Source organism: Streptomyces sp. NPDC051180, from assembly GCF_040689545.1.
In the GTDB taxonomy this organism is placed as follows: Bacteria; Actinomycetota; Actinomycetes; order Streptomycetales; family Streptomycetaceae; genus Streptomyces.
Genome location: NZ_JBFBBC010000006.1, coordinates 218,027 through 236,006, shown reverse-complemented (window position 1 = coordinate 236,006; position 17,980 = coordinate 218,027). Strand labels below are relative to the sequence as shown.

At 74.0% G+C, this 17,980-nt stretch carries 15 protein-coding genes; 10 read left to right on the top strand and 5 right to left on the bottom strand.

The annotated features are described in order from the left end of the window. Positions 1–32 precede the first annotated feature (32 nt). On the bottom strand, positions 33–1,715 hold the full coding sequence (locus AB0424_RS14365; RefSeq protein ID WP_366305142.1) for a thiamine pyrophosphate-binding protein: 1,683 nt from the start codon (positions 1,713–1,715) through the stop codon (positions 33–35). Between the two features lie 102 nt (positions 1,716–1,817). Then, positions 1,818–2,795, bottom strand: coding sequence for an agmatinase (speB, locus tag AB0424_RS14360; protein ID WP_366305140.1), 978 nt, complete (start codon positions 2,793–2,795; stop codon positions 1,818–1,820). 120 nt (positions 2,796–2,915) lie between these two features. Between speB and AB0424_RS14355 the strand changes: the two genes are divergently transcribed. Further along, positions 2,916–4,391, top strand: coding sequence for a PucR family transcriptional regulator ligand-binding domain-containing protein (locus AB0424_RS14355; RefSeq protein ID WP_366305138.1), 1,476 nt, complete (start codon positions 2,916–2,918; stop codon positions 4,389–4,391). A 12-nt stretch (positions 4,392–4,403) separates the two neighbouring features. Here AB0424_RS14355 and AB0424_RS14350 read toward each other — a convergent pair whose 3' ends face one another. Further along, positions 4,404–5,009 carry a hypothetical protein gene (locus AB0424_RS14350; protein ID WP_366305136.1) on the bottom strand — a complete coding sequence of 202 codons (606 nt, stop codon included), beginning with the start codon at positions 5,007–5,009 and terminating at the stop codon, positions 4,404–4,406. A 164-nt stretch (positions 5,010–5,173) separates the two neighbouring features. Between AB0424_RS14350 and AB0424_RS14345 the strand changes: the two genes are divergently transcribed. The 4 genes from AB0424_RS14345 to AB0424_RS14330 all read left to right on the top strand — a co-directional run bounded on the left by AB0424_RS14345 (position 5,174) and on the right by AB0424_RS14330 (position 9,420). Beyond that, complete coding sequence (locus AB0424_RS14345; protein ID WP_366305134.1) at positions 5,174–6,346, top strand: helix-turn-helix domain-containing protein; 1,173 nt, start codon at positions 5,174–5,176, stop codon at positions 6,344–6,346. A gap of 76 nt (positions 6,347–6,422) precedes the next feature. Further along, on the top strand, positions 6,423–7,580 hold the full coding sequence (locus AB0424_RS14340) for an acyl-CoA dehydrogenase family protein (protein WP_017237177.1): 1,158 nt from the start codon (positions 6,423–6,425) through the stop codon (positions 7,578–7,580). Between the two features lie 5 nt (positions 7,581–7,585). Continuing rightward, positions 7,586–8,455: an acyl-CoA thioesterase II gene (gene tesB, locus AB0424_RS14335; protein ID WP_366305132.1), complete on the top strand. Its 870-nt coding sequence runs from the start codon at positions 7,586–7,588 to the stop codon at positions 8,453–8,455. A gap of 23 nt (positions 8,456–8,478) precedes the next feature. After that, the gene (locus AB0424_RS14330) at positions 8,479–9,420 is read left to right on the top strand and encodes a cation diffusion facilitator family transporter (RefSeq protein WP_366305130.1); all 942 of its coding nucleotides are present in this window, start codon (positions 8,479–8,481) and stop codon (positions 9,418–9,420) included. 377 nt (positions 9,421–9,797) lie between these two features. On the opposite strand, the gene AB0424_RS14325 is transcribed toward AB0424_RS14330, so the two are convergent. After that, positions 9,798–10,574, bottom strand: a complete 777-nt coding sequence (locus tag AB0424_RS14325) for a phosphatase (RefSeq protein WP_366305128.1) — start codon at positions 10,572–10,574, stop codon at positions 9,798–9,800. An 86-nt stretch (positions 10,575–10,660) separates the two neighbouring features. After that, positions 10,661–11,257: a TetR/AcrR family transcriptional regulator gene (locus AB0424_RS14320; protein ID WP_366305126.1), complete on the bottom strand. Its 597-nt coding sequence runs from the start codon at positions 11,255–11,257 to the stop codon at positions 10,661–10,663. 87 nt (positions 11,258–11,344) lie between these two features. Between AB0424_RS14320 and AB0424_RS14315 the strand changes: the two genes are divergently transcribed. The 5 genes from AB0424_RS14315 (at position 11,345) to AB0424_RS14295 (ending at position 17,944) form a co-directional block, all read left to right on the top strand. Continuing rightward, positions 11,345–12,952, top strand: coding sequence for a carboxyl transferase domain-containing protein (locus AB0424_RS14315; protein WP_366305124.1), 1,608 nt, complete (start codon positions 11,345–11,347; stop codon positions 12,950–12,952). Positions 12,953–12,966: 14 nt separating this feature from the next. Further along, entirely contained in the window at positions 12,967–14,901 is a 1,935-nt protein-coding gene (locus AB0424_RS14310; RefSeq protein WP_366305122.1) for a biotin carboxylase N-terminal domain-containing protein, read from the top strand. Further along, a complete protein-coding gene (locus tag AB0424_RS14305; RefSeq protein WP_366305120.1) occupies positions 14,898–15,827 on the top strand; it encodes a hydroxymethylglutaryl-CoA lyase in 930 nt (309 codons plus the stop codon). Before AB0424_RS14310 ends, AB0424_RS14305 begins: the two co-directional genes overlap by 4 nt. Positions 15,828–15,835: 8 nt before the next feature. Then, positions 15,836–16,996, top strand: a complete 1,161-nt coding sequence (locus AB0424_RS14300; RefSeq protein WP_366305118.1) for an acyl-CoA dehydrogenase family protein — start codon at positions 15,836–15,838, stop codon at positions 16,994–16,996. A 99-nt stretch (positions 16,997–17,095) separates the two neighbouring features. Then, entirely contained in the window at positions 17,096–17,944 is an 849-nt protein-coding gene (locus AB0424_RS14295; protein ID WP_366305116.1) for a siderophore-interacting protein, read from the top strand. The last annotated feature ends 36 nt before the right edge of the window (positions 17,945–17,980 follow it).

Below are 17,980 nucleotides of genomic sequence, written 5' to 3'. Positions count from 1 at the left end.
CGCCGCAACAATCGGCCGCGGTCGGGGCGCCGTCACAGGTGGGTGGGCTCGAACATCCGCAGGAGGGCCGGCAGGACCACCACCGAGGGACCGGGGGTCGCGAGGGCCTTGGCGAGGTCGGCCGCCAGGGTGTCCGGGGAGGTGAGGGCGGCGGGGACGCCGAAGGACTCGGCCAGGGCCACGAAGTCGGGGCGGGTGAGCTCGGTGCCCTCGGTCGCGCCGAAGGCGTCCGTCATGTACTCGCGGAGGATGCCGTAGCCGCCGTCGTCGACGATCAGCCAGGTGACGTCGAGGTCGTACTGCCGCGCGGTGGCCAGCTCCGCGATCGAGTACATCGCGCCGCCGTCGCCGGAGACCGCGAGGACGGGCCCCGACGGGTCGGCGACGGCCGCGCCGAGGGCGGCCGGGAAGGCGTAGCCCAGGCCGCCGGCGCCCTGGGCTGAGTGCATGGTGTTCGGGTGGCGGGGGTCGAAGGCCGACCAGGCCCAGTACGCCAGGATCGTCATGTCCCAGAAGCTCGGGGCCCGGTCGGGCAGCGCCTCGCGGACCGCCGCGACGACCCGCTGCTCCAGGCCGAGGTCCTGGGCGGCGATCCGGTCCCCGACCTTCGCCAGGACGGCCGCGACCCGCTCGGCGGCGGTCGGGTCCGTGCGCCGCTCCGCCGTCTCCAGGAGGGCCTGGAGGGCGAGCCGGGCGTCCGCGTGGATGCCGAGCGCCGGGTGGTTGGACTCCAGCTTCCCGGCGTCGGCCTCGATCTGGATCACCCGGCCGCGCGGGGCGAAGGTGTGGTAGTTCGAGGACAGCTCGCCGAGGCCCGAACCGACGACGAGGAGGACGTCGGCGTCCTCCAGGAAGTCGGTGGTGTGCCGGTCCTCCAGCCAGGACTGGAGGGAGAGCGGGTGCCTCCAGGGGAAGGCCCCCTTGCCGCCGAAGGTGGTGACGACGGGCGCGTCGATCAGCTCCGCGAGGGCGCGCAGCTTCCCGGAGGCGTCGGAGCGTACGACTCCGCCGCCCGCGATGATCGCCGGCCTGGCCGCCTTCGACAGCAGGTCCGCCGCGACCGCCGTCAGCTCGGGGCGCGGCGCGGCCTCCTCGGGCGTCGCGTCCATCGCCGTGACCACGGGCAGCGTCGTCGGCGCGAGCAGCACGTCCTGCGGGATCTCCACCCACACCGGCCCGTGCGGGGCGGTGAGCGCGGACTCCCAGGCCGCCGCGAGCGCGGAGGGGATCTGGGACTGGGTGCGGACGGTGTGGACGGACTTCACGATGTCCCGGAAGGACGCCTGCTGGTCGCGGAGCTCGTGGAGGTAGCCGTGCCGGCCGCCGCCGAGCCCCGCCGCCGGGATCTGGCTGCCGATGGCGAGGACCGGGGCGGAGGCGGCGGCGGCCTCCTGGAGCGCGGCCAGCGACATGAGCGCGCCGGGGCCGGTGGAGAGGAGGAGCGGGGCCGCCTCGCCGGTGATCCGGCCGTACCCGTCGGCGGCGAAGCCCGCGTTGTTCTCGACGCGGAGGCCGACGTACCGCAGGGAGGACCGGCGCAGCGCGTCGAACATGCCGAGGGCGTGCTGGCCGGGGAGGCCGAAGACGGTCGCGGCACCGAGACCGGACAGCGTCTCGATGACGAGGTCACCGCCGGTGCGGCCCTCCGGAGGGGCGAGGGCGGCGGCGGTCTGCGCCGGGGTGGGGCGCAGTACCAGGTCGTGGTCGTGGGTCATCGGGTCCCTCGGGGCGTGGCTACGTGGTCGGGTGCGGCCCGGTGGTCGGGTCGTGCCCACCCGTTCCGCCCTGCCGAACGTATGCCCACGACCCGACCGGCGTCACTTCGCGGCGCGGCCGGCCGCGATCTGGCGGGACATGATCGTCGTCAGCTCGTACGCGGTGTGCGACGCGGCGACCGCGGTGATCTCGGCGTGGTCGTAGGCCGGGGCGACCTCGACGACGTCGGCGGAGACCAGGTTGCAGGAGGAGAGGCCGCGGAGGATCTCCAGGAGCTCGCGGGAGGTCATGCCGCCGGCCTCGGGGGTGCCGGTGCCGGGGGCGTGGGCCGGGTCGAGGCAGTCGATGTCGATGGAGATGTACAGCGGGCGGTCCCCGATGCGCTGGCGCAGCTGGTCGGCGACCTCGTCGGCGCCCCGGCGGTAGATGTCCGCGGAGGTGACGATGCCGAAGCCCATCTTCTCGTCGTCGGTGAGGTCCTGCTTGCCGTAGAGCGGGCCGCGGGTGCCGACGTGGGAGAGGGCGGAGGTGTCGAGGATGCCCTCCTCGACGGCCCGGCGGAACGGGGTGCCGTGGGTGTACTCGGCACCGAAGTAGGTGTCCCAGGTGTCGAGGTGCGCGTCGAAGTGGAGCAGGGCGACCGGGCCGTGCTTCTTGGCGACGGAGCGCAGCAGCGGCAGGGCGACGGTGTGGTCGCCGCCGAGGGTCATCATGCGGGCGCCGGTGGCGAGCAGGTCGTCGGCGGCGGCCTCGATGGTCTCGACGGCCTCGTGGATGTTGAACGGGTTGGCGGCGATGTCACCGGCGTCCGCGACCTGGGCGAGGGCGAACGGGGAGGCGTCCTGCGCCGGGTTGTACGGACGGAGCAGGCGGGACGCCTCGCGGATGGCGTTGCCGCCGAAGCGCGCGCCGGGGCGGTAGGAGACGCCGCTGTCGAAGGGGATGCCGACCACGGCGACGTCGGCGGTGCCGACCTCGTCGAGCCGCGGCAGACGGGCGAACGTCGCGGGACCGGCGTACCGCGGGATGCGGGACGAGTCGATCGGGCCGCGCGGGGTGCTCTGGTCGCTGCTGCTCATGGCCGGGGTTCCTCCAGGGGTGTCGGTTGGGTCCGGCTCGACCGTAAGTCGCCCGAAAGCGCCATTGAAGTGTACGTTTCCTCCACTGTACGGGCGCGTGATGTACGAAGGGTCCAGCTCATGGTCACCGTGGACGGCTCCCCCGCCCCTCCCGCGCCGCCGGTCCCGCTGGCCGCGCTCCTCGCCCGCGGGGAGCTGGGGCTGCGGCTGCTCACCGGGCCCGACGACGTGGCGCTGCACTGGGTGCACACCTCGGAGATGGCCGACCCGTATCCGTATCTGCTCGGCGGCGAGCTGCTGATGACGGCGGGCGTGCAGCTCGGCGATCCCGCGCACTACGTCGGGCGGGTGGCGGAGGCCGGGGCGGCGGCGCTGGCCTTCGGCGTGACGCCGGTCTACGACACGGTGCCGCCGGAGCTCGTGGAGGCGTGCGCGGACCGGGGCCTGCCGCTGGTCGAGGTGCCGCCGAGGACGCCGTTCACGGCGGTGGCGCGGGCGCTGTGGCGGCTGATGGCCGAGGCCCGGCTGCGCGAGCTGCGCCGGGTGACCGAGGCGCAGCAGTCCCTCGCGGCGGCCGCGGCGCGGCCGGCGCCGGTCCCCGCGGTGCTCGGTGCCCTCGCCTCCCGGATCGCGGGGCGGGCGGTGCTCTTCGGGGCGGACGGCACGGAGTCGGCGGCGGCGGGCCGCGCGGTGCCGGAGGAGGCGGATCGGGCCCTGCGCGAGCTGGCCGGGGTGCTCGGCCCGCGTCCGGGCGGGCCCGCGTCGGCGAGCGGCGACGGCGGCGGTCTGCGGCTCGCGGCGTACGCGCTGGGCGGCGGCGACGGCCTGACGCTCGGGCTCGCGACGGAGCGGCGCGGCTCCGGCGACCACACGATCGCGGGGGTCGCCGTCGTCCTGCTCTCCCTGCTGACCGCCCCGCACCGCGGCGTGGACGCGGCCGTGCGGGACGGCGCCCTGGTCCGTCTCCTCCTCGGCACTCCCCCGGCCGAGGCGGCCGCCCCCCTCGGCCCCGGCCCCTGGACGGTCGTGCACGCCCGGGGCGGCGACGGCACCCCCTTCGCGGCCGCCTCGCTGGCGGCCGCGCTGGGGACACCGCTGGTGGACGCGGGGACGAGCGCGACGGACGGCGCCGGAGCCGGCGCCGACGGGGCCCCCGCCCCCACCCCCGTACGGCTCCTCCTCCCCGCCTCGGCGCCCCTGACCGCCCAGCCCGGGTGGACGCTCGGGGCCGCCGCCCCCGCCCACGCCCGGGACCTCGCCGCGGCCGACGCGGAGGCCGCGCGGGCCCTGCGGCGCGCGGAGGCGTCCCGTACGCCCCTGGCCCGGCACCGCCCCGCCGGGTTCGGGGGGCTCGTGGACCCGGCGGAGGCCGCCGCCCACGCCCGCACGGTCCTCGCCCCGCTCGCCGAGCCGCTCACCGAGACCCTGCGGGTCTGGCTGTCGCTGCACGGGAGCTGGGACCGGACGGCGACCGCGCTGGACGTCCACCGCAACACGGTCCGGCAGCGGATCGCCCGCTGCACCGCGCTCCTGGACCGGGACCTGGACGACCCGGACGTGCGGATGGAGCTGTGGTTCGCCCTGCGGCACCACTGAGGCGGGTGCGGATCAGTAGAGCTTGTTCACGGCGGTCTTCGTCGTCGTCTTGAAGGCGGTCAGCGGGGCGTCCTTCAGGTCGCCCATCTGGCCCCAGCGGACGAGGGTGACGGTGCGGCCGTCGCGGCCCACCGAGAAGAGGTGGATGTCGGTGCTGCCGATCTGCGGGTCGGCGGTGTCCAGGCTGTAGACCCAGGCGCCCTCCTCGACGGCGACCTTGCCGTGGGAGGCGCTGACGGCCTTCAGGCCCGGGTTCTGCCGCTCGAGGAGGGGGCCGCAGCCGGCGAGCGCCTTGCGGAGGGTGTCGACCAGCTTCACGGCGTCGGCCTCGGTGCGGGCGACGTTGGTGATCTGGACGCCGTTGGTGTCGAGCTCGGTGGAGAACTCGCGGTAGCGGGAGTTCTGCGCCGGGATCTTGTAGGGGGCGCAGAGGGCGCCGCCGTTCTCCGGGACGCCGGTGAAGACCTGGGTAGCGGTCCACGGCGTCGACGACGGCGGCATCTGGGAGGCGGCGAGGAAGGCGGGCTGCGCGGCGGCCTGCGCCGGGGCCGTGGCGAGGGCCGCGAGGCCGAGGGCGGCAGCGGCGGCGGTGGCCAGTGCGGTGCGGAGCGTGTTCATGGTGGTGGATCCCCCGTCGGGTGGTTCGGTCAGTGCTCCACCAGCGTCGGGCCGGCCGCCCGCCGCCTGCAACGGTGACGCGCCCACCCTCCGTCCCGGAACCATTCCACCCCTGCTGACGTGCAAGGACGTGAAGGGTGGGACGCAGGGCCGAGGGGGATGGAATGCCGAAGGACGCCGCCGTCGAGGAGTTCGCGCGGCTCGTGCGCGGGCTGAAGGCGCGGGACGGGAGGAGCTACGAGGCGCTGGGCCGGCGCCTGAGCGTCAGCGCGTCCACCCTCCACCGCTACTGCTCCGGCGCGACCGTCCCGGAGGAGTTCGCCGTGGTCGACCGCCTCGCCCTGCTGTGCGGGGCGGACGAGGAGGAGCGGCGCGCCCTGGAGGCGGCCTGGGCCCGTGCGGACGGCGCCCGCCGCCCTCCGGCGCCGGAACCCGGAGCGGAGCCGGCCCCCGAGCCCGGCCCCGAGCCGCTTCCGGAGCCCGTACCGGCCCCGACGCCCGTACCGGCCCCGGAGGCGGTGTCCGAGCCCGAGCTGGAACCCGTGCGGGCGCGCGGGCCGGGCCTCCCGGCCGGGCGGCGGAGGCACCGATGGGGGTGGGCGGGCGTGGTCGGCGGGGCGCTGGCGGTCGTGGCGACGGTGACGCTCGGAGCCGTACTCCTGCCCGGGAAGGCCCGGGAGCGGGCCGCCGAACCACCGGCGCCGCTGACGTGGACGGTCGCCTCGGACCTCTGGAGGAACGGCTGCGGGCACACCTACCTCGCGGAGCGGACGCCCGCTGCCCCGCCGGAGGCGGCCGACGCGCGGAGCTGGGCGGCGGCGCAGGGGGCCGTGGACGGCGGCGAGACGCTGGTGCGGGTGTCGGTGCAGGGGAAGTCCGCGGCGGCGGTGGTGCTCCAGGCGCTGCACGTGCGCGTGGTGCAGCGGGGCGCGCCGCTGCCGTGGGCGGCGTACCGGATGGACGACGGGTGCGGCGGGGCGGTGACGCCGCGCCGTTTCGAGGTGGACCTGGACCGACCGCGGCCGGTGGCGCGGGCGCGGGACGGGTACGACGCCTCCGGGCAGGAGGGCCGGACGCTCCCGGCGGTCTCCTTCCCGTACGCGGTCAGCGCCGCCGAGCCGGAGGAGCTCCTGGTCTCGGCGGGGACGGCGAACTGCGACTGCCGCTGGTACCTGGAGCTGGAGTGGAGCTCGGAGGGGCGCCGGGGCTCGGTCCGGATCGGGGACGAGGACGGGGCACCCTTTCGGACGAGCGGGGTGAGGGGGCGGCCCGTGTACGGGTACGACTCCGTGGGGCGGGCCTGGATCACAGGCGAGGAGTCTGGACAGGGTGGGTGACTGCTGGGTAACTTCGTTGACGGCAGACTGAGCAAGCGCTTAGACAAATGGGCCCGCACACCGGAGGAGTCGCATCGTGCGCCGTACCGTATTCAACGAGGACCACGAGGCGTTCCGGGAGACCATCCGCGCCTTCATCGAGGCCGAGGTCGTCCCCGTCTACGACGAGTGGTTCGCCGCGGGCCAGGCGCCGCGCGAGTTCTACGACAAGCTGGGCGAGCTCGGCATCTTCGGCATCAACGTGCCCGAGGAGTTCGGCGGCGCGGGCCTGGACACCCACAAGTTCGAGGCCGTCCTCTACGAGGAGACCTCGCGCGCCGGCGTCCAGTTCGGCGGCTCCGGCGTCCACGTGCTGCTCGCCCTGCCCTACATCAAGATGCTCTCCACCGACGAGCAGAAGAAGCGCTACCTGCCGAAGTTCGTCACCGGCGAGGAGATGTGGGCGCTCGCCATGACCGAGCCGGGCACCGGCTCCGACGTCGCGGGCATGAAGACCACCGCCAAGCTCTCCGAGGACGGCACGCACTACGTCCTCAACGGCGCCAAGACCTTCATCACGGGCGGCGTCCACGCCGACCGCGTGATCGTCTGCGCCCGCACCTCCGCGCCCACCGCCGAGGACCGCCGCCACGGCATCTCCCTCTTCGCCGTGGACACCAAGTCCGAGGGCTACTCCATCGGCCGCAAGCTGGACAAGCTCGGCCTGCGCACCTCCGACACCGCCGAGCTGGCGTTCGTCGACGTGAAGGTGCCGGTCGAGGACCTGCTCGGCGAGGAGAACAAGGGCTTCTACTACCTCGGCCACAACCTGGCCTCCGAGCGCTGGGGCATCGCCTTCGGCGCCTACGCCCAGGCCAAGGCCGCCGTCCGCTTCGCCCAGCAGTACGTCACGGACCGCACGGTCTTCGGCAAGCCGGTCGCGCACTTCCAGAACACCAAGTTCGAGCTGGCCGCCTGCCAGGCCGAGGTCGACGCCGCCGAGGCCGTCGCCGACCGCGCCCTGGAGGCCCTGGACGCCGGCGAGCTGACCCCGGCCGAGGCCGCGAGCGCCAAGCTCTTCTGCACCGAGGTCGCGCACCGCGTCATCGACCGCTGCCTCCAGCTGCACGGCGGCTACGGCTACATGAACGAGTACCCGATCGCCCGCCTGTACGCCGACAACCGCGTCAACCGCATCTACGGCGGCACCAGCGAGATCATGAAGTCGATCATCGCCAAGTCGATGGGCCTGTAGTCCAGGTGCCCGAACCGCACGACGCGCTGGATGCCCTGCTCGACCTGCTCGACCTGGAGCGGATCGAGCGGGACATCTTCCGCGGGCAGTCCCGGTCCGCGCTCGTCCCCCGCGTCTTCGGCGGCCAGGTGGCCGCCCAGGCGCTGGTGGCGGCGGGCCGGACCGTCCCCGAGGACCGCCTCGCGCACTCCCTGCACGCGTACTTCCTGCGGCCCGGCGACCCGGGCGCGCCGATCGTCTACACGGTCGACCGCATCCGCGACGGCCGCTCCTTCACCACCCGCCGGGTCGTCGCCGTCCAGCACGGACAGCCGATCTTCCACCTCTCCGCCTCCTTCCAGGCGTACGAGGAGGGGCTCGACCACCAGGACCCCATGCCGGCCGCGCCGGACCCGGAGTCCCTGCCGACGGCCGCCGAGATGCTCCCCCGGCACCTGCCCCGCGAGGTCGCGGACCGGCTCGTCGAGGCCCGGGCCGCCGTCGACCTGCGCTACGCCGACACCCCGCCGTGGGGCTCCGTCGGCGAGCCGCGCGCACCCCGCTCCCAGGTCTGGTTCCGCACCAACGGCAAGCTCGCCGACGACCACCTGCTGCACGTCTGCCTGGCCACCTACGTCTCCGACATGACGCTGCTCGACTCCGTCCTGCTCGCCCACGGGCGCGGCGGCTGGGCCGTCGGGGACGTCGTCGGTGCCTCCCTCGACCACGCCATGTGGTTCCACCGGCCCTTCCGCGCCGACGAATGGCTCCTCTACGACCAGGAGTCGCCCTCCGCCTCCGGCGGCCGCGGCCTCGGCCAGGCCCGGATCTGGACCCGGGACGGGAAGCTGGCGATCTCCGTCATCCAGGAGGGTGTCGTTCGCATCCCACGCTGACGGCCGGACATACCGTCCGGGACATGACGGACAGCGGCGGGAAGAGCGGCGGCGGGAACGAGGAGAGCACCTTCACGGTGATCGTGGCGGCGGCGGCGAACCTCGGCATCGCCGTCGCCAAGGCCGCCGCGGGCGTCATCAGCGGATCGAGCGCGATGCTCTCCGAGGCCGCGCACTCCGTCGCCGACACCGTCACCGAGGTCATGCTCCTCACCGCGCTCAAGCGGAGCGACAAGCCGGCCGACGAGGACCACCCCGTCGGATACGCGGGCGAGCGGTACGTGTGGGCGATGCTCGCGGCCGTCGCCACCTTCGTGGGCGGCGCGGTCTTCTCCGTCTACGACGGCGTCCACACCCTCGTCCACGGCGAGGAGCTCGGCGACCCGACGGTCTCCTACATCGTCCTCGGCGTCTCCTTCCTCCTGGAGGGATACTCCCTCCGGACCGGCGCCCGGCAGGTCAAGGCCGAGGCGGAACGCAGAAAGGCCACTTTCGGGGAGTACCTGCGGCTCACCCCCGACACCACCGTCAAGGCCGTCGTCATGGAGGACTCCGCCGCCCTCACCGGCCTCCTGCTCGCCGCCGGCGGCCTCCTCGGCGCCCAGATCACCGGCTCCTCCGTCTGGGACGGCGTCGCCTCCCTGCTCATCGGCGCCCTGCTCGTCTACGTGGCCTGGGTCCTCGGCCGCGCCAACGCCGAACTCCTCATCGGCCGCCCCCTCCCCGCGCCCATGCGGGACGCGGTCCGCGAGGAGCTCCTCACCGTCCCCCACGTCGTCGACGTCCTCGACCTCGTCACCCTCATCCAGGGGCCCGGCGAGGTCCTCGTCGCCGCGAAGGTCGACTTCCGGGACGTGGCCTCCGCGGCGCAGATCGAACGGGCCTGCGAGGACGCGGAGGCGCGGTTGCGGGCACGCTTCCCCTCCATCCGCCGCCTCTACCTCGACCCCACCCCCGGCCCCTGACCCCGGGGGGTGGGGCGGGCCTGGCCCCTCCGTGCGCAGCACGGACCGAGCCGAGCCCGTGCCGCCCTCGGTGTGGGCAATCGTCCCGCTGGGGCGGGACGGGTGGGCACACGGGACGGCGCGCTCGGCCGCGCCCCTGCCCCTTGTGCCTGGACCCGCACCGGCAGTGCGACGCGCACGGGGGTGCGGGCCCGGGCGCGGAAAGCCTCGGCCCGGCAAGGGGCGCCGTTCCGTTGTGCCCACCCGTTCCGCCCCAGCGGAACAGTTGCCCACAACGAGGGGGGCCGCGCCGGCGGAACAGTTGCCCACAACGAGGGGGCGCCGCGCCGGCGGAACGAATGCCCACAACGGGGGCACCCCACGACGGGGGCGCGGCGTCAGGGGGTGAGGCCGGCTTCGTGGAGGGTGTAGGCGGTCATGGGCTCGTAGAAGCGGGGGTCGACCACGTGGTCGTCGAGCGGCACGGTGACCTGCATCGTCCCCTCCGCCTCGCCGATGAAGAGCGCGGGATCGTTGCAGTCCGCGTACCCGACGGAGTCGATCCCGCGCTGACCGGCCCGCCCGGCCCAGCCGTGGTCGGCGATGACGAGGTCGGGCCGCCCGGCCTCGCCGAGCGCGTCGAGGACGGCGTTCATGGGCTCCGGGGAGTGGGTGTGCCAGAGGCTGGCCCCGCGCTCGAAGACGGCGACGTCGGCGAACTGGACGACGTATCCCTCGTCGGCGATCAGCCCGCCGGGGATGCGGACGATGTCGCAGCCGCGGGCGCGCAGCGCGGCGGCGACGCGGCTGTGGACGTCGATGAGGGCGCCGGGGTGGCCGGTGGCGAAGAGGACGCGCTCGCGGCCGGCGGCGGCCTTGCGCAGCCGGGCGGCCATGCGGTCGAGGCCGTCGACGGTCAGTTCGGGGTCGATGGTGTCCTGGCCGGTCCGGTGGGCGGGGTCGTCGACGACGCCGCAGCGCTCGGCCATGACGGCGAGCACGTCCTGCTCGTCGGCCCAGCGGTCGCCGAGTTCGAGGCCGAGCCAGTAGTGCCGGTCGCCGTTGGCGAGCTTGCGGTAGTGGGAGAGGTTGTTGTCGCGCGGTGTGGCGACGTCTCCCGCGATCCGGGTGCGGACGAGGTGCTCGACAAGGGCGGGGCGGCTGAGTATCGGCATGGGGCCATTCTGTCCGAGCACCGGTTGTCCGGGGCAAGCGGTTCCGGCCCGTGGACCGGCGGGTGTCGCCGGCGGGGCCGCGGGGGTCAGCCGCCCAGCGCGCCGAAGGCCCCGTGGGCGAGCCGGCGCAGGAGGTCCTCCATGGGGCCGCGGCCGAGGGCGGCCAGGTGGGGGGTGGAGTTCAGCAGGCCGAAGACGGCGTGGACGGCGGTCCTGGCCTCGGACTCGCCGGCGTCGGGGTGGAGCTCGCGGACGGCGGCGACCCAGAGCTCGACGTACTGGCGCTGGAGCTGTCGCACCCGCTTGCGGTCCTCGTCCTTGAGGCGGTCGAGTTCGCGGTCGTGGAGGGTGATGAGCGGGCGGTCGTCGAGGGCGAAGTCGATGTGGCCGTCGATGAGGGAGCCGAGGAGGGCGGCGGGGTCGCCGGCTGCCTCGCCGACGCGGAGGCGGCCGCCGTCGAGGAGCCGCTCGCTGATGCCGACGAGGAGCTCGGCGAGCATCGCGTCCTTGCCGGGGAAGTGGCGGTAGAGGCCGGGGCCGCTGATGCCGACGGCGGCCCCTATCTCGTCGACGCCGACGCCGTGGAAGCCGCGCGCCGCGAAGAGGCGGGCGGCTTCCCTGAGGATCTGCTCGCGCCGCGTCGGGGCATCGGTCCTGCCGGTGGCGGTCGGGGTCGTGGTCATGGATTCGATTCTAGACAACCCGGTTAGCGGTCGTTAACCTGGGCGGCGTACGTTAACGCTCATTAACCGAGCAAGGGAGCTCGAGGGATGCAGCAGGCACCTGTGCTGACGAGCGCGGCGGACCCCGCGTCCGCGGCCTGGCAGGCCAACGAGGCGGCCCATCGCGAGCTGGCGGCGACCCTGCGCGCCAAGCTCGCGGCGGCCGCCCTGGGCGGCGGTGAGAAGTCCCGGGCCCGGCACACCGCGCGCGGGAAGCTGCTGCCGCGGGACCGGGTGGACGCCCTCCTCGACCCGGGCTCGCCGTTCCTGGAGCTGGCCCCGCTCGCGGCCGAGGGCATGTACGGCGGGCAGGCCCCGGCCGCCGGCGTCATCGCGGGCATCGGCCGGGTGTCGGGCCGCGAGTGCGTGATCGTCGCCAACGACGCGACCGTCAAGGGCGGCACGTACTACCCGATGACGGTGAAGAAGCACCTGAGGGCCCAGGAGGTGGCGCTGGAGAATCGTCTCCCCTGCCTCTACCTGGTCGATTCGGGCGGCGCGTTCCTGCCGATGCAGGACGAGGTCTTCCCCGACCGGGACCACTTCGGCCGCATCTTCTTCAACCAGGCCCGGATGTCCGGCGCGGGCATCCCGCAGATCGCCGCGGTCATGGGCTCGTGCACGGCGGGCGGCGCGTACGTCCCGGCGATGAGCGACGAGGCGGTGATCGTGCGGAACCAGGGCACGATCTTCCTCGGCGGCCCGCCGCTGGTGAAGGCGGCCACCGGCGAGGTCGTCACGGCCGAGGAGCTGGGCGGCGGCGAGGTCCACTCGCGGATCTCCGGCGTCACCGACCATCTGGCCGAGGACGACGCCCACGCCCTGCGCATCGTCCGGAACATCGTGGCCACCCTTCCCGAGCGCGGCCCGCTGCCCTGGTCGGTCGAGCCGGCCGAGGAGCCGAAGGTCGACCCGTACGGGCTGTACGGCGCGGTGCCGGTGGACTCCCGCACCCCGTACGACGTGCGCGAGGTGATCGCCCGGGTCGTGGACGGCTCCCGCTTCCAGGAGTTCAAGTCCGAGTACGGCCAGACGCTGATCACCGGCTTCGCCCGGATCCACGGCCACCCGGTCGGCATCGTCGCCAACAACGGCATCCTGTTCGCCGAGTCCGCCCAGAAGGGCGCGCACTTCATCGAACTGTGCGACCAGCGCGGCATCCCGCTGGTGTTCCTGCAGAACATCACCGGCTTCATGGTCGGCAAGGCGTACGAGCACGGCGGCATCGCCAAGCACGGCGCCAAGATGGTGACGGCCGTGGCCACCACCCGGGTCCCGAAGCTGACGGTCGTCGTCGGCGGCTCGTACGGCGCGGGCAACTACTCGATGTGCGGACGGGCCTACTCCCCCCGCTTCCTGTGGATGTGGCCCAACGCCAAGATCTCGGTGATGGGCGGCGAGCAGGCCGCGTCCGTCCTCGCGACGGTCAAGCGCGACCAGCTCGGCGACGAGTGGAGCGCCGCGGAGGAGGAGGCGTTCAAGGCCCCCATCCGCGAGCAGTACGAGAGCCAGGGCAACGCCTACTACGCGACCGCCCGGCTGTGGGACGACGGCGTCATCGACCCGACGGAGACCCGTCAGGTCCTCGGCCTCGCCCTGACCGCCTGTGCCAACGCGCCCCTGGGTGACCCCCAGTTCGGCGTCTTCCGGATGTGAAGGGCTCCCAGAAGATGCAGAGCATGTTCGACACCGTCCTCGTGGCCAACCGGGGCGAGATCGCCGTCCGCGTCATCCGCACCCTGCGCGAGATGGGCGTGCGCTCGGTGGCCGTCTACAGCGACGCGGACGCCGACGCCCGCCACGTGCGGGAGGCGGACACGGCGGTGCGGATCGGTCCGCCGCCGGCCGCCGAGTCCTATCTGTCCGTGCCGGCGCTGCTCGACGCGGCCCGCCGCACCGGCGCGCAGGCCGTCCACCCGGGGTACGGCTTCCTCGCCGAGAACGCCGGGTTCGCGCAGGCGTGCGCCGACGCCGGGCTGGTCTTCATCGGCCCGTCCGCCGCGGCGATCTCCCTCATGGGCGACAAGATCCGCGCGAAGGAGACCGTGAAGGCGGCGGGCGTCCCGGTCGTCCCGGGCGCCGCCGACCCCGAACTGGAGGAGGCCGCCCGTGAACTGGGCGCCCCCGTCCTGCTCAAGCCCAGCGCGGGCGGCGGCGGCAAGGGCATGCGGCTCGTCCGGGACCTCGCGGTCCTGACCGACGAGATCGCGGCGGCCCGCCGCGAGGCCCGCTCCTCGTTCGGCGACGACACGCTGCTGGTGGAGCGGTGGATCGACCGCCCCCGGCACATCGAGATCCAGGTCCTGGCGGACACCCACGGCAACGTGGTCCACCTCGGCGAGCGCGAGTGCTCCCTCCAGCGCCGCCACCAGAAGATCATCGAGGAGGCGCCGAGCGTCCTCCTCACCCCGGAGATCCGCGCGTCGATGGGGGCCGCGGCGGTCGAGGCGGCCCGTTCCTGCGGCTATGTCGGCGCGGGCACGGTGGAGTTCATCGTCCCGGGCGGCGATCCCTCCTCGTACTACTTCATGGAGATGAACACCCGCCTCCAGGTCGAGCACCCGGTCACCGAGCTCGTCACGGGCGTCGACCTGGTGGAGTGGCAGCTGCGGGTGGCCGCGGGCGAGCCGCTCCCCTTCGGCCAGGACGACGTCCGCCTCGACGGCTGGGCGATCGAGGCCCGCGTCTGCGCGGAGGACCCGTCCCGGGGCTTCCTGCCGTCGGGCGGCACGGTGCTCTCCCTGCACGAGCCGCAGGGCGACGGCGTCCGCACCGACTCGGGGCTTTCGGAGGGCACGGAGGTCTCCTCCCTCTACGACCCGATGCTCTCCAAGGTCATCGTGCACGCGCCGACCCGCGAGGCGGCCCTGCGCAGGCTGCGCGCCGCGCTCGCCTCCACCGTCACGCTCGGCGTGCCCACCAACGCCGGGTTCCTGCGCCGCCTCCTCGCCCACCCGGACGTCGTCGCCGGCCGCCTGGACACCGGTCTCGTGGAGCGGGACGCGGAGAGCCTGGTCCCGGCCGGCGTGCCGGACGAGGTGTACGCGGCGGCCGCCGCCGTGCGGCTCGCGGCGCTGGCGCCGGAGCCCCGGGAGGGCTGGACGGACCCGTTCTCGGTGCCGAGCGGCTTCCGCCTCGGCGGCACCCCGAAGCCCCTGGCCTTCCCGTTCCGGGTGGCGGGCCTCGAACCCGTCACGGTCGGCGCGCCCGCCGGGGGGCACGTCACGGACACCTCGGTGACCGTGACGGTGGACGGGATCACCCATCGCTTCCGGCGCGCCGGTTCCTGGCTCGGCCGGGACGGCGACTCCTGGAACGTCCTGGACCACGACCCGGTCGAGGCCGCGCTCAGCGGGGCGCGGCACGGGGGCGCGGACACGCTCGCGGCGCCGATGCCGGGGACCGTGACCGTGGTGAAGGTGGCCGTCGGGGACGAGGTCGAGGCCGGGCAGAGCCTGCTCGTGGTGGAGGCGATGAAGATGGAGCACGTCATCTCCGCGCCGCACGCCGGGACCGTCACCGAGCTGGACGTGACGCCCGGCAGCACCGTCGCCATGGACCAGATCCTGGCCGTGGTGACGCCCCGTGAGGAGGAGGACGCGTGAGCCTGCCGATGACCGTGAGGGACCCCTCCCTCCCCGCCCGGGTCCGGATCCACGAGGTCGGGGCACGGGACGGGCTGCAGAACGAGAAGACGACCGTGCCGACCGCCGTGAAGGCGGAGTTCGTCCGGCGGCTCGCCGCCGCGGGGCTGACGACCGTCGAGGCGACCAGCTTCGTGCACCCGAAGTGGGTGCCCCAGCTGGCGGACGCGGAGGAGCTCTACCCGCTGGTCCGGGACCTTCCGGTGCGGCTGCCGGTGCTGGTGCCGAACGAGCGCGGCCTGGACCGGGCGCTCGCGCTGGGCGTCCGCCGGATCGCCGTGTTCGCCTCGGCGACCGAGTCCTTCGCGAAGGCCAACCTGAACCGGACCGTCGACGAGGCGCTGGCGCTCTTCGCGCCGACCGTCACCCGGGCCATAGAGTCCGGGCTCACCGTCCGCGGCTACCTCTCGATGTGCTTCGGCGACCCCTGGGAGGGCGCCGTGCCGGTCGAGCAGGTCGTGCGCGTCGCCAAGGCCCTGGCGGAGATAGGCTGTGACGAGCTCAGCCTCGGCGACACGATCGGCGTCGCCACCCCCGGCCATGTCGCGGCGCTGCTGACCGCGCTGAACGACGCCGGGGTCCCCACCTCCCGTATCGCCGTGCACTTCCACGACACGTACGGGCAGGCACTGTCCAACACCCTGGCCGCGCTGCGGCACGGGGTGACCACGGTCGACGCCTCCGCCGGCGGCCTCGGCGGCTGCCCGTACGCGAAGAGCGCGACCGGCAACCTCGCCACCGAGGACCTCGTGTGGATGCTCGACGGCCTCGGCATCGAGACCGGGGTCGATCTGGCCGCCCTCACCGCCACGAGCGGGTGGATGGCCGAGCAACTGGGCCGGCCCAGCCCGTCCCGCACCGTCCGCGCCCTCTCCCACAAGGAGTGACGTATCCCATGTCCCTCGACCACCGGCTCACCGAAGAGCACGAGGAACTCCGCCGCACCGTCGAGGCGTTCGCGCACGACGTCGTCGCCCCGAAGATCGGCGACTTCTACGAGCGGCACGAGTTCCCGTACGAGATCGTCCGCGAGATGGGCCGCATGGGCCTGTTCGGCCTGCCGTTCCCGGAGGAGTACGGCGGCATGGGCGGCGACTACCTCGCGCTCGGCATCGCCCTGGAGGAGCTGGCCCGCGTCGACTCCTCGGTGGCCATCACCCTGGAGGCGGGGGTCTCGCTCGGCGCGATGCCCGTGTTCCGCTTCGGCACCGAGGAGCAGAAGCGGGAGTGGCTGCCGCGGCTGTGCGCGGGCGAGATGCTCGGCGCGTTCGGTCTGACCGAGCCCGGCGCCGGCTCCGACGCGGGCGGCACCCGCACCACCGCCGTGCGGGACGGCGACCACTGGGTGATCAACGGCTCGAAGTGCTTCATCACCAACTCGGGTACGGACGTCACGGGTCTGGTGACGGTCACCGCGGTCACCGGCCGCAAGGCGGACGGGCGTCCGCTGATCTCCTCGATCATCGTGCCCTCCGGCACGCCCGGCTTCACGGTCGCCGCGCCCTACTCCAAGGTCGGCTGGAACGCCTCGGACACCCGTGAGCTGTCCTTCGACGACGTCCGCGTGCCCGTGGAGAACCTGCTCGGCGAGGAGGGCCGCGGCTACGCGCAGTTCCTGCGGATCCTGGACGAGGGCCGGGTCGCGATCGCGGCGCTCGCGACGGGCCTGGCGCAGGGCTGTGTGGACGAGTCGGTGAAGTACGCGCACGAGCGGCAGGCGTTCGGCCGTCCGATCGGCGACAACCAGGCCATCCAGTTCAAGATCGCCGACATGGAGACCCGGGCGCACATGGCCCGGATCGGCTGGCGCGACGCGGCCTCGCGGCTCGTGCTCGGCGAGCCGTTCAAGAAGGAGGCGGCGATCGCGAAGCTGTACTCCTCCACGGTGGCGGTGGACAACGCCCGTGACGCCACCCAGATCCACGGCGGCTACGGCTTCATGAACGAGTACCCGGTGGCCCGCATGTGGCGCGACTCGAAGATCCTGGAGATCGGCGAGGGCACCAGCGAGGTCCAGCGGATGCTGATCGCGCGGGAGTTGGGCCTGCCGGCCTGATCCGGTCCGCAGCGCGTCGAGAGCCCGTCGTCCCCTCGGGGCGGCGGGCTCTCCCCCACCCCTGTGGAGATTTATGAGGTTAGGCTAACCTATGTTTTCATGACGCACGCGGAGACCGCCCCCTTCCAGTTCTTCTCCCTCCAGGTCGACCGGACCCGGCGGCTCGGCCCCTCGCTGGTCCGGGTCACCTTCACCGGGGACGACCTGAAGAACTTCGCCGCCGGCGGCCGCGACCAGTCGCTCTCGCTCTTCCTGCCGCACCCCGGCCAGGAGGCGCCCGTCCTGCCGCCGCTGGACGACCCCGACATGTACGCGATCCTGGGCGCCTGGCGCGCGATGCCCGACGACGAGCGGGCCGTGATGCGCTCCTACACCGTCCGCGAGCAGCGCACCGCGCCGGACGAGGTCGACATCGACTTCGCGCTCCACGAGGACGGCGGGCCCGCCTGCCGCTGGGCCGGCCGCGCCGAGCCGGGCGACCGGGTGGTCGTGCTGGGGCCGGCGGTCACGGACAACACGGGCGTCCGCTTCCGGCTGCCGGAGGACGCCGACTCCGTCCTGATCTGGGCGGACGAGACGGCCCTCCCGGCGGCCTCGGCGATCCTGGAGTGGCTGCCGGCCGAGACGCGCGCGCAGGTGTTCCTCGACGTGCCCTACTCCGGCGACCGGATGGAGCTCGCCACGGAGGCGGACGCCACGGTGACCTGGCTCGTCCGGGAGGAGGGGGCGCCGTCCGCCGTGGACGCGGTGCGCGGGGCGGAGCTGCCCGGCGAGGCCCCGTACGTCTGGATCGCCGGCGAGTCCGGTGCGGTGAAGGCGCTCCGCCGGCACTTCGTGCGGGAGCGCGGACTCGACCGACGACGGGTCACCTTCGTCGGCTACTGGCGCAGGGGACTGTCCGAGGACGCCCTGCGCGAGGTCCCGGACGAGACGCAGGACGACGTGTAGGTACGGACCTTTCGGCACAACGGCCCTCCGGCCCTT

Coding starts and splice junctions, on each gene's coding strand:
- AB0424_RS14320 (WP_366305126.1), bottom strand. CDS start 11,257: ATGACCACGACCCCGACCGCCACCGGCAGGACCGATGCCCCGACGCGG.
- AB0424_RS14350 (WP_366305136.1), bottom strand. CDS start 5,009: ATGAACACGCTCCGCACCGCACTGGCCACCGCCGCCGCTGCCGCCCTC.
- AB0424_RS14310 (WP_366305122.1), top strand. CDS start 12,967: ATGCAGAGCATGTTCGACACCGTCCTCGTGGCCAACCGGGGCGAGATC.
- AB0424_RS14330 (WP_366305130.1), top strand. CDS start 8,479: ATGACGGACAGCGGCGGGAAGAGCGGCGGCGGGAACGAGGAGAGCACC.
- AB0424_RS14315 (WP_366305124.1), top strand. CDS start 11,345: ATGCAGCAGGCACCTGTGCTGACGAGCGCGGCGGACCCCGCGTCCGCG.
- speB (WP_366305140.1), bottom strand. CDS start 2,795: ATGAGCAGCAGCGACCAGAGCACCCCGCGCGGCCCGATCGACTCGTCC.
- AB0424_RS14325 (WP_366305128.1), bottom strand. CDS start 10,574: ATGCCGATACTCAGCCGCCCCGCCCTTGTCGAGCACCTCGTCCGCACC.
- AB0424_RS14355 (WP_366305138.1), top strand. CDS start 2,916: ATGGTCACCGTGGACGGCTCCCCCGCCCCTCCCGCGCCGCCGGTCCCG.
- AB0424_RS14345 (WP_366305134.1), top strand. CDS start 5,174: ATGCCGAAGGACGCCGCCGTCGAGGAGTTCGCGCGGCTCGTGCGCGGG.
- AB0424_RS14295 (WP_366305116.1), top strand. CDS start 17,096: ATGACGCACGCGGAGACCGCCCCCTTCCAGTTCTTCTCCCTCCAGGTC.
- AB0424_RS14365 (WP_366305142.1), bottom strand. CDS start 1,715: ATGACCCACGACCACGACCTGGTACTGCGCCCCACCCCGGCGCAGACC.
- AB0424_RS14300 (WP_366305118.1), top strand. CDS start 15,836: ATGTCCCTCGACCACCGGCTCACCGAAGAGCACGAGGAACTCCGCCGC.